The sequence below is a fragment of the Methanogenium marinum genome, from assembly GCF_028912405.1.
GTDB lineage: Archaea > Halobacteriota > Methanomicrobia > Methanomicrobiales > Methanomicrobiaceae > Methanogenium > Methanogenium marinum.
Genome location: NZ_JAKELO010000002.1, coordinates 805076 through 818055 on the forward strand (window position 1 = coordinate 805076; position 12980 = coordinate 818055).

Sequence of the window (12980 nt, forward strand, 5' to 3'; positions counted from 1 at the left end):
TTATTTCAGCTCCTTCATGATTGCTTCTGCTGCCTGTTCCACATTTGCAACAAGATCTGCTGCACGCTCTGGTGCATATGCTGCAATGTGTGCGCCCTTTATCCTGTCATCACCAGGAAGAATCGACTCACCGTGTGGGACTTCAAGACCTGCATCAACAGCGCCTTTCAGTGCACCAAACACCTTTCCTCCCGGGGTTGAACGGGTCAGACCAATGTCGAGAATTGCCTCTTCATAGCCTGCATTCCGTGCACGTACCGCAAAGAGCATACCGGTGAGATATGCTGCAGGAGTGTTTCCTGTAGAACCGGTAAAACCGTATCCTTCCAGTTCATTTGAGTACGCCGCAACACGTGTCAGGTCACCCTCTAGTGTAGCGTCTACCAACTGAACAATGATCTGCCGGTTGGTCTTGCGTACGACCATACGTGGTTTCTCGGAGAGGAGAAGTCGCATCCGGGAGTAATAATCAGTTTTGCCCTCGTGTCTTCTTCTGAACGGGACAAAATATCGTGGTCCGGATGCCATTAGTTCATCCTCTCCTGAATCTGTTCAAGCTGTGCTTTCATATGTGCCACACTGCGGTACTGACCGCCTGCTGCCTTCCGATATACTCTGCGGTACAGAGTAGCGTCGATACTACCGTCGTCACGCATGACACGGAGTTCACGTCGGATTGCACGAATCTTCTTGATCCATACCCGCTTTGACGGGGTTCGTGCATTGGATGCTCCTTTCCTGCGTCCATGACCCTTACAGTGACCATAGGAACGCTTTGCAGTGAGAATGCGTGCACGGCCACGGCTTACGCCTTTAACCGGCTTTGCACGAATCGCACCATCTTCAATAAGGCCACGCATGTCCTCACGGGAGATGGCATTTTCAATATCATCCTCGCGCTCACTGTCCATCCAGACACGGTGAACACCGCACTTCAGAACAGCTGCTGCAATACGACGCTGATTTTTAAGGTCACTCATCTGAAGCCACCTCTTCTTCAACAACGTCTTCTTCAGCAACGACTTCTTCAGCAACGACTTCTTCCACATCCTCAGGCTTTTCTGCAGCAGCCTTCAGGGATGCATCTTTCAGGTTGAATACCTTAAGCCCAAGCTCAAGTGCCTTGGCCTGAATGATTTCGCGTTTCTTGTTGCCAACTTTTGCTGCAATACGAATACCGTGCGTCTCAACGTTGAGTCCTTCAATGTCTTCAACTCTGAATACAAGCACTTCTTCATATCCGCTGGGGTGGAATCCACGTACAGCGGCAGGGCCTCCAAACCCGGATTTTGGGTGTCGTCCCTTTGCACGTTTCTGTATCCGCTGTTTACTCTGAAGACCACGTGGGCGCCTCCATACATCATCCAGTTTCTTCTTTTGGTGAAGACACTGGCGCTTAAAGGATGCCCGCTTCTCATTACGTGCACGGATAAGTCTCATCTTTTCGTCAGCCATATCAGATCACGCCTTCTCAATGATGTATATTCCATCCTGGAACACACGGGGATCACGATTGCGCACATGCGTAGCCCGTTCGATACGAGCGGCTGTGGTGCCCACGAGTTCTTTATCGATACCAGATACAGTGACTTCGTCGTTTCCGGTTGAAACGGTCACTCCCTCAGAAATCCGTGCAACCCGTGGCTTCTTTTCGCCAAGGAAATTGACAATCTCAAGAGCTGTGGTAGTCTTCTTGAGCTGGATTGGGAAGTGACTGTAGACCACTTTCATCTTGTATACATACCCTTCTGTAACCCCGACACACATGTTGCGTGCATGAGCTGCATAGGTTCCTACCATTGCAGAAATTTTCTTCCGCGTTGATGCAGTTGAAGCGGTAAAGACAGTCCCGTCACAGGAGATGTCAATACCCGGGTAGCGCATATCTCGGGTGAGTTTTCCTTTTGGGCCCTCAACAACGAAGGTTGTGCCTTCCATTGTTGCCGTTACACCCTCTGGAATCTCAATTGAACGTTCACTCAGCATTTAACACACCTCAATAAACATACCCGAGCAGTTCCCCGCCAACGCCTGCTTCTCTGGCCTGCTCATGTGATATCACGCCTTTCGACGTGGATATAAGCAGAAGACCAAAGTTCTTCGCCGGAAGGTAATGTGTCTCCCATTCTTCAAGTTCTACAAGCTTCACAGAATATCGCGGTGAAATGACGCCGCATTTGTTGATATTTCCGTTCAGCTTCACATTGAACTGGCCGCCACGGCCATCTTCAATGAGTTCAAATTCTGCAATATAGCCCTTCTCTTTCATGATGCCGAGCATTGAACCAAGAAGCCTGCTTGCCGGTTCAACGATACAACTCGTCTTACCAACATCGGAGGCATTCTTGATGGTGCTCATTGCATCTGCAATCGGATTTAATCGTGTCATAATCCTCAGCCTCCTAGTTCATCTTCTTAAAGCCGATTTTCGCGGCATTTTCCCGGAAGCACTGACGGCAGAGCATAATATTGTGTCGACGGACAAGCCCCTGCTTTCTTCCGCACATCTGACACACATTTGCACCGCGACCGAATTTCTTCGGTGATGCATCGGATTTCTTTCCCTGTTCTGCCATTAGATTACCTCAACATTGAATGCTTCAGCCATGTATGCCGTAGCGTCTGCTTTGGTTACACGCTGTTTTGTCGGGAGCTTTCTCTTCTGAATTGACCTTCGCGCAATGCGAACACCCTTGCGCTCAAGAACAACATTGACATCCATTCCGTAGATACCGATCATTGGATCGTAACTCTGGTTAGGGAAATCAGTGTGTTCTTCAATACCGAATGAAAAATTGCCGGTTGCATCGAACTGGGATGCTGAAAGAGTATTTTCTACAATTCCAAGTGCAGTACGGACGAAGTTCTCTGCACGTGCACCACGAAGGGTAACTCGGCATCCGATTGGCTGTCCTTTTCGGACACCGAAAGCGGGCTGAGTCATCTTCGCAAAGGCACGAATTGTGGACTGTCCTGAAATCTCTTTGACGATATTCTCTGCTTTGACAAGTTTGTCACCAGATTCGCCGACACCCATATGGATGACGACTTTATCGACATAGAGTCCCTGCATTGGGTTCACTGTTCAATCCCCCATTCGCTGATTGCAGACTCCTCACGTCCAACCATAAAGACATAGTTCTCAATCGTCTCGAAGATCTCAGTGGTGCCTTCCTCTGCGAGAGTGACACGGTTTGGGATACTTCCAGGGATTACATCAATCTGTGTGATTTTACCTATTTTTCCGGAGTGGCGTCCACCAATGACCATTGCTGTGTTGCCCTCTGTGAAGGCAAAGTGATCAGTGATTTCAAATTTGTTCTCCGGCATCAGGGACAGAACGAGAGAGTCCTTCGGTTTGTAGTCCTGTGTGTCAACGACAATGTTTGCACCGTAGCGGAGATTCAGCTGAATCTTTCCGCCTTTTATAATTGTCTTGTCTGCAATCTTGCAGAGACGGCTCTGAGCTGCCTCAGCGGTGATTGGAACAGAGACAATATCCCCACGCTTAGCACGGAGAATGCGGAAGTACTTGTCGACAGACGGGAGAGCAATGATGTCAAACACACCAACACCCATCTTGGGGTCAGTGCAGACAGCACCATTCACGAGAACTGCACGACTTTTGAGGACTCTCTTGACCTCTCTCATCGTGACTGCAATTCCCATGTGGTCACGCAGCCACACTGCCATAGGCATTGCGCTTGCATTGTGAGGACCTGCAATGGTCTTTGTCACAAACGTGTTCGTCTTCTTGGCAATACGCCATGAACCCGGGCTGTTGAGCCTCTTCAGGTGGTTCGACATTACTTTTTCGCCTCCAGCTTTGCCTCACGGCGTTTGTCATTCAGATTCAGTTTCACGATGCAGACACTGGATGGATCAACCGGACGAGGAACCTCAGTTCCATCTGCCTTTGTTGATATAACACCGTGAACAATGATCTTGGAATATTCAAGATTCACCATATCAACGACGCCTTCGTTGCCTGCAAAGTCACCACGAATAACACGGACGGTATCACCGGTAACAATACGGACGCTGCGGCGGCTGTACTGATTCCGGAGTTCTGCTGAAAGCGGAGCATTCAGGAAACGACCCCTTGCATGAAGGGGTGCATTGTAGCGGTATTTACGCTGTTTACGCGGTTGTGTGCTTGCAATACGTACCATATTTCCTTCACCTCAGACAATAATCGTCGCCATTGAACCGATCTTAGGGAAACGCTCTGCCACTTCACGTGCAACAGGGCCTTTTATTTCCGTTCCCTTAGGTTCTCCGCGTTCGTTCACTACTACCATTGCGTTGTCCTCAAATGAGAGACGAAGACCGGAAACTCTCCTGATCTCCTTTTTCTGCCTGATGACGACTGCTTTCACGAGCGTTTTACGCATATCGGGAGTGCCTTTTTTGACCGTGACCGTTGCCACATCACCAAGACCCAGTTTGGGCTGGCGGCGGTGTACACCGTGGTAAAGGTCTACAGAAACAATCTCTACCTGCCGTGCGCCGGTATTATCGACACACACAAGCCGGCTACCCGTACAAAGTGCCCGGGGAGTACGCGATTGTTTTGCTTTCATTCTGTCATCACCTCAACGACGACAAATTTCTTGGTCTTTGAAAGTGGGCGGCATTCGGCAATCTTTACCATGTCGCCTACTTTGAGATCAATACAGGGGGAGTGATGTGCATGAATATGTGAACTGCGTTTTTCGTAACGCTTGTATTTCTTCACATAGTGCAGATAGTCGCGTCCGACTACTATCGTTCCCTGCATTCGGTCACTCACGACCTTACCGGTAATCACCTGGCCGCGCACCGGTAAAGTGCCATGAAATGGACAGTTCACGTCATCACATTCCTTTTCCGGAATGGGGACGTTCAATCCTGTGTTTTTAGCCATTATTTACCTCAGTTTCTGATTCGCATGCTGATTCTTTTTTCAGGCTGCATAACCAGCACCGACCCATCAACCCTTACACGGGTATCATCGGGAAGGTGCAGGTCAAAGGTTGCAAATTTCTTTGCAACCCGGAGGATACGATCACCGGCACATATTTCGAGCATCTGCTTTGACTCTCCGCAGACCACACCGGTGATACCGGTCTGGGTGCGGTTTGATGAGGCATGGACTCGTACGGGGAGCCCGATGAGTTCATGCCTGCAGACATTCTGTGCGGTGATCATCTATGTATTCCTTATGCGTCTGAAGAGAGAATCAGGCGTTGCGGCGCTTGTTCTGCTCAGTGCTGATCCGGGCAATTGTTCTCCGGATTTCAGAGATGCGTCCCGGGTTTTCCGGTGCGCCTCCTGCACTCACTTTTCCGTTACTCTCGACCAGTTCAAGCCTAAGCTTTGCAAGCTGCTCCTGGAGTTCAACATCACTGAAGTCAGCGACTTCTGCTGCACGAAAGATAGCCATAATCAGAGTTCCTCCTGTACGGGAACATCCTCGGCTGCTTCGAGTTCAGCGTCAATCTCTGCACCAATGATATCTTCATCGATATCCACACCTTCATAAACCGGCTCTTCAGGAACCTCTGGTTGAGGTTCAAGCACTTCAAAGGTATCAGGGAGACGTGCTCCTGGTGGGATAATCTTGACCTGGACACCAATTGTTCCAAGCTTCTTCACTGCAAGGGCAAATCCATGATCAACGATAGTCACAGATGGTTCACCTGCGTGCTTCACATGGCCTTCAGTAAACTTCTGGACACGTGAACGGGAACCGGTAACCTTTCCGGAAAGAATAACCTCACAGCCAAGTGCACCGGATTCCATCACACGGCGGAGAACACTGTTCCCTGCCTTGCGGAAATACCAGCCACGTTCAAGTGAGTTTGCAAGTCTCTCTGCCATAATCTGGGCATTGAAACTTGGTTCATCCACCTGCTGGACTTCAATCTGTGGTGAATCGATACCATAGTCATTCTGGAGGTCAGCGGTCAGCTGGCGAACAACCTTTCCACCCTTTCCAATGACAATACCGGGTTTTTCAGCATAGATGGTGATCTGAGTGCCGAGCGGGGTACGGATGATTTCCATACCACCGTAGCCAGCACGCTTCAGTTCCTTTACAAGGAAATTTTCAACACGTGCCTCGCGGACACCATCTGCTACAAATCTCTTCTCGATTCCCATATTTCAGGCCTCCTTCACTGCAATCTCGATGTTGACGGATTCTGCGTATTTTGGTGTGGCACGCCCCATTGCACGGGGGAATATGCCCTTCAGTCTGCGGCCGCGGGCTGCGGAAATCTTGTCAATCACGAGATTTTCGGTATCAAGACCAAGGTATTCTGCATTCTTCTCAACTGATTTGATCAGTTTGATGAAGTATGAAGATGCCTTGACGGGATACCGGCCGGCATCCCAGCCATCCAGACCACGCTTGTGTGCAACATCTCTGTTGAACCGGCGGAAAGGAACTGCACGCTTCAATGCAACAACATCCTCAAGGAATTCAATTGCATCTTTGGTCTTCATTCCTCTGACTTCACGGGCAATCTCAATTGAATGCTTTGGTGAAATTGGAAGCTCGTTTGCCTTTGCGCGGGCGCATTCACCCTCTGTTTTAATAGAATATGCTGTTCTTGCCATTTCCATCACTTCAGGGGTACGAATTTACTCGACCGGGTTGCACCGATACCAGCACTACCATGGTTCACACGTCCACGGGTGAGCGCAAACTCTCCCAGGTAGTGGAAAACAGCTTCAGGCTGAATTTCCACTTCAAGGAAGCTCTTGCCGTTGTGGATTTCAATTGTCTTACCAACCATCTCAGGGAGAATGATCATATCACGGAGGTGAGTCCGGATACGCTCTTTGCCACCTCTGATGTCATGCAACAGGCTCTCATGTCCGGGGGAAAGGCCGCGGTTGACCCGGCGGCGAATCCGTGCTGGCATAATGGGCAAAAGTTCGCTCATGCCCATCTGCTGCAGATCTTCAATTTTGTAGCCGTGGTAGGTGAATTCCTCTTTCCGCCTCGGCAACCTTCTCTGTGTCTTTTTTGCCATATCTGATCACTCCCGACTATTTCCTTCCGGTTCTCTTCGAGGCGATATGTCCAACTTTTCGTCCAGGTGATGTACCACGGGCAACACTCTTTGGTCTGCCAACATGCTGGTGTCCACCGCCACCGAATGGGTGATCGATAACATTCATACAGACACCCTTTACACGCGGCCATTTCGCTGCCTGGGATTTCATCTTGTGGAACTTCTTTCCTGCTTTGACAAACGGCTTCTCACTACGTCCACCACCGGCGACAATGCCAATGGTTGCACGACAGTCAGAGTTGAACCATTTTTGTTTTCCGGATGGCATCTTGATACCAACACGGCCCTCGTCCTTGCCAATAACCTGTGCCTGCACACCAGATGCACGGATGAATTTTCCACCGTCATTTGGGCGTGCTTCGACATTACAGACGTAGGCACCGACAGGGATTAATTCAAGAGACATGGTGTTTCCGTTCTTCACCTGAGCTTCAGGACCCCATTCGATCCTGTCGCCAACGCCCACACCTTCGGTGACAAGCATGAAGATCTTCTTTTTGCTGCCATCAAGTTCGATCTTGGCAATTGGTGCGTGCCGGGCAGGGTCGTGCTCGATATCGATCACAACGCCACCAACAGTCTCACCGATAGTGCCAGGGTGCTTGAGTTCAGCCTTGTATTTGTGCGACGGTGCACGGTATGTAGGGCCACCACGGCCACGGTTCTGGGATATTATGCGTTTACCCATTCAAACCACCTTCAGAGGATTCCCAGCCGTGAAAGTATTTCCTCACCGGCTTTTTTGTCAGCAAATGTGACAATGGCTTTCTTCTGTCCTTTCATTGTCATCATCGTTGTAACAGATGTTACTTCGTGGGCAAACATTTCCTCGACTGCACGTGCAATCTTCTTTTTGTCTGCAGTATGGCGGACAATGAACTGGAGTTTGCCATCAGACTCGAGCATCATGGATGCTTTTTCTGTGACAAACGGAGTCTTAATTGTCATCTCACATCATCTCCAGTTTCTTCAGTGCACCAGCAGTCCAGACAGTCAGACGTCCTGCCTGAGTGCCAGGTGCGAGCAACTCTGCGTTCAGTGCATCAACAGCAACGACATCCACACCGGCAAGATTGACTGCTGCACGGAGAGGTGTTTCACTGGTGACAATCAGCACGCTCTTGCGCTGCTTGTAACGGCGACCACGGGTCTTTCCACGGCCTGCACGTACTTTTTTGCTGGCTGCTGAGCGCTCAATATCGGTGTATACACCTACAACAGAGAGTGCTGCGACAACGTCCTTTGCAGTGGTCAGGGCTTCGAATCCATCGTCAAAGACGACAGGTACTACACCTTCAAAGAGATGTCCGCGTGCGGTGATCAGTTCCTCGTTTACGGTTGCTGCAATAGCAGACCGGATAGCAAGGCGCTTTTCCTGTTTGTTGATCTTCCGTACCAGATTCTTCTCCACTTTGGGAGGATGTGCTGCGCGTCCACCGACTGACTGTGGAATACGTGCTGCACGCGATCCGTTCTTCAGACGTGGAAGCTGTGCAACACCACGGCCACTACCCCAGGATTCTGCTGATGTGCGGAATCCTGCACGTGGATCAGTGCCGTGTGGCTGGTAGCGCTCACTCTGAAGTGCAAGAACAGCGTTTTTAATGAGATCCGGGCGGTAGCTCTCTTCAAATACTGCAGGAAGCTCCATCTCTCCTGCTGAACCACCGTCAATTGTTGAAATCTGTGCCTTCATTCAGTTCACCCCTGTTTGCTGGCAACACTTACGTACTGGATTGCCGGTATGCGCTCGACATGTTCACTCTGCCTGACTGCTGCTCGCATTCTGATAAGACGTTTGCATGGACCAGGGACTGAGCCCTTAATTGCAACATATCTGCCTCTGACAAGACCATAGTTGGTAAATCCACCTGCGGGATTAATTTCCTCACCGGTATTGCCGACCTTTAAGAGGCGTTTGTTGAACTCAGTACGCTGCTGGTATCCCAACTGACCCATCTGTGGAACCTGCCACCTGACGTGGTGAGGGTGCCATGGACCAAGGTTACCAATATGACGCTTCTTACCACCACGGGAGTGTTTTCCACTCCGGGTCTGAATACCCCAGCGTTTGACCGGACCATTTGTTCCCTTTCCGGTGGTAATTGCAGTGACATCCATGTACTGGCCTGTTTTGAATACAGAATCAAGCTCAACTTCATTGCCAAGAAGTGATGCTGCAAACTCAACACGATCTTCAATACTGCCGCCTGCAACACGCATTTCCATGGTGTCGCCGCTCTTCTTTGGCACACCGGTAAGAACAGATGGCTGGGTCTTTGTGATTGCAAAGACATCGGTAACTTTACCGGATGCTACTACTTCACGGAGTGCTTCCAGACCTTCTTCTGACCAGGCTTCAGCGTATGCACGCTTGCCAAAGGTATCCTTTCTGTACAGGCGAATGCCGATCACAACCATCGCCGGAATTTCAACGATGGTTACTGGGACCATGATGTCCTTGCCCTCTGTAGGGCTCTTATTGTGATCATCGACCATGACTATGTGAGTCATGCCCGCCTTGTAACCGGCAAAACCCTGCAAAACGGGCTCCCCGTCATGCTGCGGCCAGGAATGGTATTTCGGTACCTGGCTTTTCGCACGCTTGCGGGGACTGTATGCAAGTGAACCTCTGCGAGGTCTGTTTAACTCGGACATTGATGTATCAATCCTAAATCTTGGTTTTCAGTTGATGCTTCATCCTGCACCGGAGATTCCGGTACAGAATACATTCCGAGAATGAATTGGTTTTCAACTCAGGTCTGAGCTAACGATGTGGTCTGATGGGCCGATTGATGCATACCTAAATGTGCGATACGAATTAAGAAGATCCTCATCCGTCACCATTTACAGGCATTGGGCCCTTTTCACATATCTGAAAGATTCTTCCGGTGTGGACCGGAAAGACTCATTCTCTCAAATTGATCCTGACGGACTCCGTTTCTGCGCGCATAAACAATACGCCAGATGTGGGCTCGTTCCACAAAACGTCCACCCTTACGGTTCCATCAGATCCTACGTCTTTCACCCTGGTGTGTATGAACACAACCATATCCCGGGACCCTCCCCTGCAGCATGCCACAGGGAAAGTCACCACATAGCAATGATCCGCCGGACAGGACGCAGAAATACTGCCTTATCTGCCCGAAAGATCATCATATATGTTTCCTAAATATTTCTGTGATAGACATATAAAAGTATTGAAAAAAGGGACCAATAATAGAGATAATTTCACCCAAAACAAAGCTCTCCATCTTCATTGATATATACATCAACATCTTCGCGCACAAACCTGCCTTTAAACTTACCCGGATTTGCCTCCTTCAGGCGGTTGATGAGATTGATGGAATCATAGCGGACCTTTATCCGCAATTTTTCAGCTTCTCCATAGATTTCGCCGACGGCATCAAAGAGATCTGTCCCTACCTTTATCGTACAGAGGTGAGTCGCATCGAGTGTATAGAGAAATTCAAGCGTTTCCTTTGCTTTCTCAATATTCTCATATGCCGCTTTTTCAATGGTGCAGACATTTGCTTTTGAGGTTCGGATGATATCTGCTATCTGCTGCTGGGTCAGGCCCTGTTTCCGGTACCTAAGCACTTCCCTCTGCCGTCCAGTAAGAAGACCTTGTTTCATTAACATCAGTATCTATTCCAATAATTTAAACTGTTTTCGTTAACCACCTAACAGACAGACAGTTGAACGAAGGAATTCACAATGTTTATTACTGAACATTCTGATAGTAGAATGTTCTCAAATTTGAGAGGTTTAGTTATGGTAGTTAAAGTTGGAGTTGCAAAACTGGGCAACATCGCAAGCGGTGTTATGGTCGAGCTTCTGCTCGATGAGCGCGCAGACCGTGAAGACATGCAGACATTTATGGCAACAAGTGGAACCAAGCTTGAAGTCGAGGATGTCGAGCGTGTTGTTAGCACCCTTATTTCATACAAGCCAGACTTCGCAATCGTCGTCTCACCAAATGGAGTCCTCCCTGGCCCCACCGGTGCACGCGAAGCACTGAAAGCAGCAGGAATCCCTGTTGTCGTCATCACTGACGATGTCACCACCAAGAAAGAATGGGCAGACCTCAAGGCAAGCGACTTCGGATACATCATCCAGAAGGCAGACTCCATGATTGGTGCACGCCGTGAATTCCTTGACCCATCAGAGATGTCCGACTACAACGGCAACCTGGTAAAGGTCCTCACCATCACCGGTGCATTCCGCAAGATGCAGATCGCACTTGATGCAGTGATTGACCAGGTTAAAGCAGGCAAGTCCGGCGCAGACATTGAGCTCCCAAAGATCGTTATGACCGCAGACAAGGCAGTCAAAGACGAGTTCTCCAACCCATACGCATATGCAAAGGCACGTGCAGCATTTGAGATTGCAGCAGCAGTTGCAATGGTCAATGTAAAGGGATGTTTCATGACCAAGGGATTCGAGAACTATGTTCCAATCGTTGCATCAGCACACGAAATGATGCGCGCTGCAACGATTCTCTGTGATGAAGCACGTGAGATCGAGAAGGGCTGTGACGGCGTCATTCGTATGCCACACAAGAAAGACGGTACAATCGTCTCCAAGACAACCCTGATCTCCAAACCGGAGTAAACCCAAATACCTTTTTTTCTCTTACGTATTCAGAATTCTGCAGGATTAAGAAGTGCAGGAAAAATGTTCCGTTCAGGCAGTTGACAGACACAAATCACCGGCGATTGCCATGCAAAAAGATTCAGCTGTCAGTTACTCTTTTTTCCAGACAGAGATGGATGGAAACCAATTCTGGAAGACACAGCATTATAAAAGAGCAGATTTTATGTGCGCGCCACCCGACAGCGCCAGCACTCTACCCCAATCTCTCAAAAAACACACATCAGGGCAAAAAACCCGCAAGGTCTTCAGGAAGGGTCATCACGATGGGTTCAAAATGCATCCGCTCCATAAACGCGGAGTCGCTCATTGCCGCAGCACTGGGATTTATGCGGGCAATGAGAGAACAAAATGCGCGGAACCCTTTGTCAGGCCGTCCGGCTGCGTCAAAGAAAAGTGACATATTAAATGCATAGTGCCCTGCCCCCCGGTAGAGGGAAATCACCCGTTCAATACCTTCTGCGAGAATACCGCACCACGGTTCGAGCTCGCCTGCACACCGAACGGGAAGATATGCACGCACCTCCTTTTCACCCAGAGGGACAGCATGGGCAAAAAACGGCAGTTCATCACCAAAAAGATAGCGGGAACTATCCATCTCCTGTTCAATCAGGCATTCCCGGTATACCCTTCCTTCCCTGCGGCTGAAAGCTTCTGAACGTTCAATAACAACGCCTGCATGAAATGTCGGAAACGTATCCGCCATTCCCTGCATATGCGGATGCAACATACTGGCACCAGACGACGGGAGATAGTTCCAGTTGCACGAGGCATACCCATCACAACCTGAAAGGGCAGCTATCTGACCACAGAGGGCATCTTCAATCTGTGTGGCTGTAATCTCTGCCGGGTCGTGTGCCTCTGTAATGACCGTCACCACATGCGTCTCTGCAAACGGATAGAGATTCGGGAAAGTGACACTCTCTCCCACAATAATACGGGAACCATCCAAAAATACCGGCGTCTCAGAACGAACCCGTTCCGGGCAGAATACACAGGGAACGTCATCATGAAAAGTGTGCGGCCGGTACCGAACATCAATATTGCGATGGACCCGTTCCGGCGCAATGCGGCACTGCAAACCAGTCAAAAGGTCCCGGCGGTACTGGAATACGCCATTTTCTGAGTCACACTCCTCTACCAGAAACAATGTATTCATCTCATTCACTGTTTTATTCTTTCTGAAATCTTCTGACAACCATTCAGTCCCATATGTACTGAACACATCCCGGAGAAACAGTGGTTCCACTGCCACCTAAATAT

The 12980-nt window shown here is 49.4% G+C and carries 23 protein-coding genes; 1 reads left to right on the forward strand and 22 read right to left on the reverse strand.

Annotation, left to right across the window (positions count from 1 at the left end; genetic code table 11):
- The 21 genes from L0665_RS04260 to L0665_RS04360 all read right to left on the reverse strand — a co-directional run bounded on the left by L0665_RS04260 (position 1) and on the right by L0665_RS04360 (position 10700).
- Positions 1 to 528: a 50S ribosomal protein L18 gene (locus tag L0665_RS04260; protein ID WP_274924466.1), complete on the reverse strand. Its 528-nt coding sequence runs from the start codon at positions 526 to 528 to the stop codon at positions 1 to 3.
- Positions 528 to 980, reverse strand: coding sequence for a 50S ribosomal protein L19e (locus L0665_RS04265; protein WP_274924467.1), 453 nt, complete (start codon positions 978 to 980; stop codon positions 528 to 530). Before L0665_RS04265 ends, L0665_RS04260 begins: the two co-directional genes overlap by 1 nt.
- Positions 973 to 1455: a 50S ribosomal protein L32e gene (locus L0665_RS04270; protein WP_274924468.1), complete on the reverse strand. Its 483-nt coding sequence runs from the start codon at positions 1453 to 1455 to the stop codon at positions 973 to 975. Before L0665_RS04270 ends, L0665_RS04265 begins: the two co-directional genes overlap by 8 nt.
- A gap of 6 nt (positions 1456 to 1461) precedes the next feature.
- Entirely contained in the window at positions 1462 to 1986 is a 525-nt protein-coding gene (locus L0665_RS04275; RefSeq protein ID WP_274924469.1) for a 50S ribosomal protein L6, read from the reverse strand.
- Between the two features lie 10 nt (positions 1987 to 1996).
- Positions 1997 to 2389: a 30S ribosomal protein S8 gene (locus tag L0665_RS04280; RefSeq protein ID WP_274924470.1), complete on the reverse strand. Its 393-nt coding sequence runs from the start codon at positions 2387 to 2389 to the stop codon at positions 1997 to 1999.
- A gap of 13 nt (positions 2390 to 2402) precedes the next feature.
- The gene (locus tag L0665_RS04285) at positions 2403 to 2576 is read right to left on the reverse strand and encodes a 30S ribosomal protein S14 (RefSeq protein WP_062396601.1); all 174 of its coding nucleotides are present in this window, start codon (positions 2574 to 2576) and stop codon (positions 2403 to 2405) included.
- Positions 2576 to 3082: a 50S ribosomal protein L5 gene (locus L0665_RS04290; RefSeq protein ID WP_274924471.1), complete on the reverse strand. Its 507-nt coding sequence runs from the start codon at positions 3080 to 3082 to the stop codon at positions 2576 to 2578. Before L0665_RS04290 ends, L0665_RS04285 begins: the two co-directional genes overlap by 1 nt.
- On the reverse strand, positions 3079 to 3807 hold the full coding sequence (locus tag L0665_RS04295) for a 30S ribosomal protein S4e (protein ID WP_274924472.1): 729 nt from the start codon (positions 3805 to 3807) through the stop codon (positions 3079 to 3081). The genes L0665_RS04290 and L0665_RS04295 overlap by 4 nt, the downstream gene beginning before the upstream one ends.
- The gene (rplX, locus tag L0665_RS04300; RefSeq protein WP_274924473.1) at positions 3807 to 4172 is read right to left on the reverse strand and encodes a 50S ribosomal protein L24; all 366 of its coding nucleotides are present in this window, start codon (positions 4170 to 4172) and stop codon (positions 3807 to 3809) included. The genes L0665_RS04295 and rplX overlap by 1 nt, the downstream gene beginning before the upstream one ends.
- Before the next feature lie 12 nt (positions 4173 to 4184).
- Positions 4185 to 4583, reverse strand: a complete 399-nt coding sequence (locus L0665_RS04305) for a 50S ribosomal protein L14 (protein ID WP_274924474.1) — start codon at positions 4581 to 4583, stop codon at positions 4185 to 4187.
- Positions 4580 to 4906, reverse strand: coding sequence for a 30S ribosomal protein S17 (locus L0665_RS04310; RefSeq protein WP_274924475.1), 327 nt, complete (start codon positions 4904 to 4906; stop codon positions 4580 to 4582). The genes L0665_RS04305 and L0665_RS04310 overlap by 4 nt, the downstream gene beginning before the upstream one ends.
- Before the next feature lie 8 nt (positions 4907 to 4914).
- Positions 4915 to 5190 carry a ribonuclease P protein component 1 gene (locus tag L0665_RS04315; RefSeq protein ID WP_274924476.1) on the reverse strand — a complete coding sequence of 92 codons (276 nt, stop codon included), beginning with the start codon at positions 5188 to 5190 and terminating at the stop codon, positions 4915 to 4917.
- 31 nt (positions 5191 to 5221) lie between these two features.
- A complete protein-coding gene (gene rpmC / locus L0665_RS04320) occupies positions 5222 to 5425 on the reverse strand; it encodes a 50S ribosomal protein L29 (RefSeq protein ID WP_274924477.1) in 204 nt (67 codons plus the stop codon).
- A 2-nt stretch (positions 5426 to 5427) separates the two neighbouring features.
- Positions 5428 to 6144: a 30S ribosomal protein S3 gene (locus tag L0665_RS04325; protein ID WP_274924478.1), complete on the reverse strand. Its 717-nt coding sequence runs from the start codon at positions 6142 to 6144 to the stop codon at positions 5428 to 5430.
- A gap of 3 nt (positions 6145 to 6147) precedes the next feature.
- On the reverse strand, positions 6148 to 6603 hold the full coding sequence (locus tag L0665_RS04330) for a 50S ribosomal protein L22 (RefSeq protein ID WP_274924479.1): 456 nt from the start codon (positions 6601 to 6603) through the stop codon (positions 6148 to 6150).
- A 5-nt stretch (positions 6604 to 6608) separates the two neighbouring features.
- A complete protein-coding gene (locus tag L0665_RS04335; protein ID WP_274924480.1) occupies positions 6609 to 7022 on the reverse strand; it encodes a 30S ribosomal protein S19 in 414 nt (137 codons plus the stop codon).
- A 16-nt stretch (positions 7023 to 7038) separates the two neighbouring features.
- Complete coding sequence (locus L0665_RS04340; RefSeq protein ID WP_274924481.1) at positions 7039 to 7752, reverse strand: 50S ribosomal protein L2; 714 nt, start codon at positions 7750 to 7752, stop codon at positions 7039 to 7041.
- Positions 7753 to 7763: 11 nt separating this feature from the next.
- The gene (locus tag L0665_RS04345; protein ID WP_274924482.1) at positions 7764 to 8012 is read right to left on the reverse strand and encodes a 50S ribosomal protein L23; all 249 of its coding nucleotides are present in this window, start codon (positions 8010 to 8012) and stop codon (positions 7764 to 7766) included.
- Position 8013: 1 nt separating this feature from the next.
- Positions 8014 to 8760 carry a 50S ribosomal protein L4 gene (gene rpl4p, locus L0665_RS04350; RefSeq protein ID WP_274924483.1) on the reverse strand — a complete coding sequence of 249 codons (747 nt, stop codon included), beginning with the start codon at positions 8758 to 8760 and terminating at the stop codon, positions 8014 to 8016.
- Between the two features lie 5 nt (positions 8761 to 8765).
- Positions 8766 to 9722 carry a 50S ribosomal protein L3 gene (locus tag L0665_RS04355; RefSeq protein ID WP_274924484.1) on the reverse strand — a complete coding sequence of 319 codons (957 nt, stop codon included), beginning with the start codon at positions 9720 to 9722 and terminating at the stop codon, positions 8766 to 8768.
- A gap of 573 nt (positions 9723 to 10295) precedes the next feature.
- Positions 10296 to 10700: a Tfx family DNA-binding protein gene (locus L0665_RS04360; RefSeq protein WP_274924485.1), complete on the reverse strand. Its 405-nt coding sequence runs from the start codon at positions 10698 to 10700 to the stop codon at positions 10296 to 10298.
- Between the two features lie 138 nt (positions 10701 to 10838).
- On the opposite strand from L0665_RS04360, the gene L0665_RS04365 reads away from it, so the two are divergent.
- The gene (locus L0665_RS04365; RefSeq protein WP_274924486.1) at positions 10839 to 11678 is read left to right on the forward strand and encodes a F420-dependent methylenetetrahydromethanopterin dehydrogenase; all 840 of its coding nucleotides are present in this window, start codon (positions 10839 to 10841) and stop codon (positions 11676 to 11678) included.
- 262 nt (positions 11679 to 11940) lie between these two features.
- Here L0665_RS04365 and L0665_RS04370 read toward each other — a convergent pair whose 3' ends face one another.
- Entirely contained in the window at positions 11941 to 12972 is a 1032-nt protein-coding gene (locus L0665_RS04370) for a galactose-1-phosphate uridylyltransferase (protein ID WP_274924487.1), read from the reverse strand.
- Positions 12973 to 12980 lie beyond the last annotated feature (8 nt).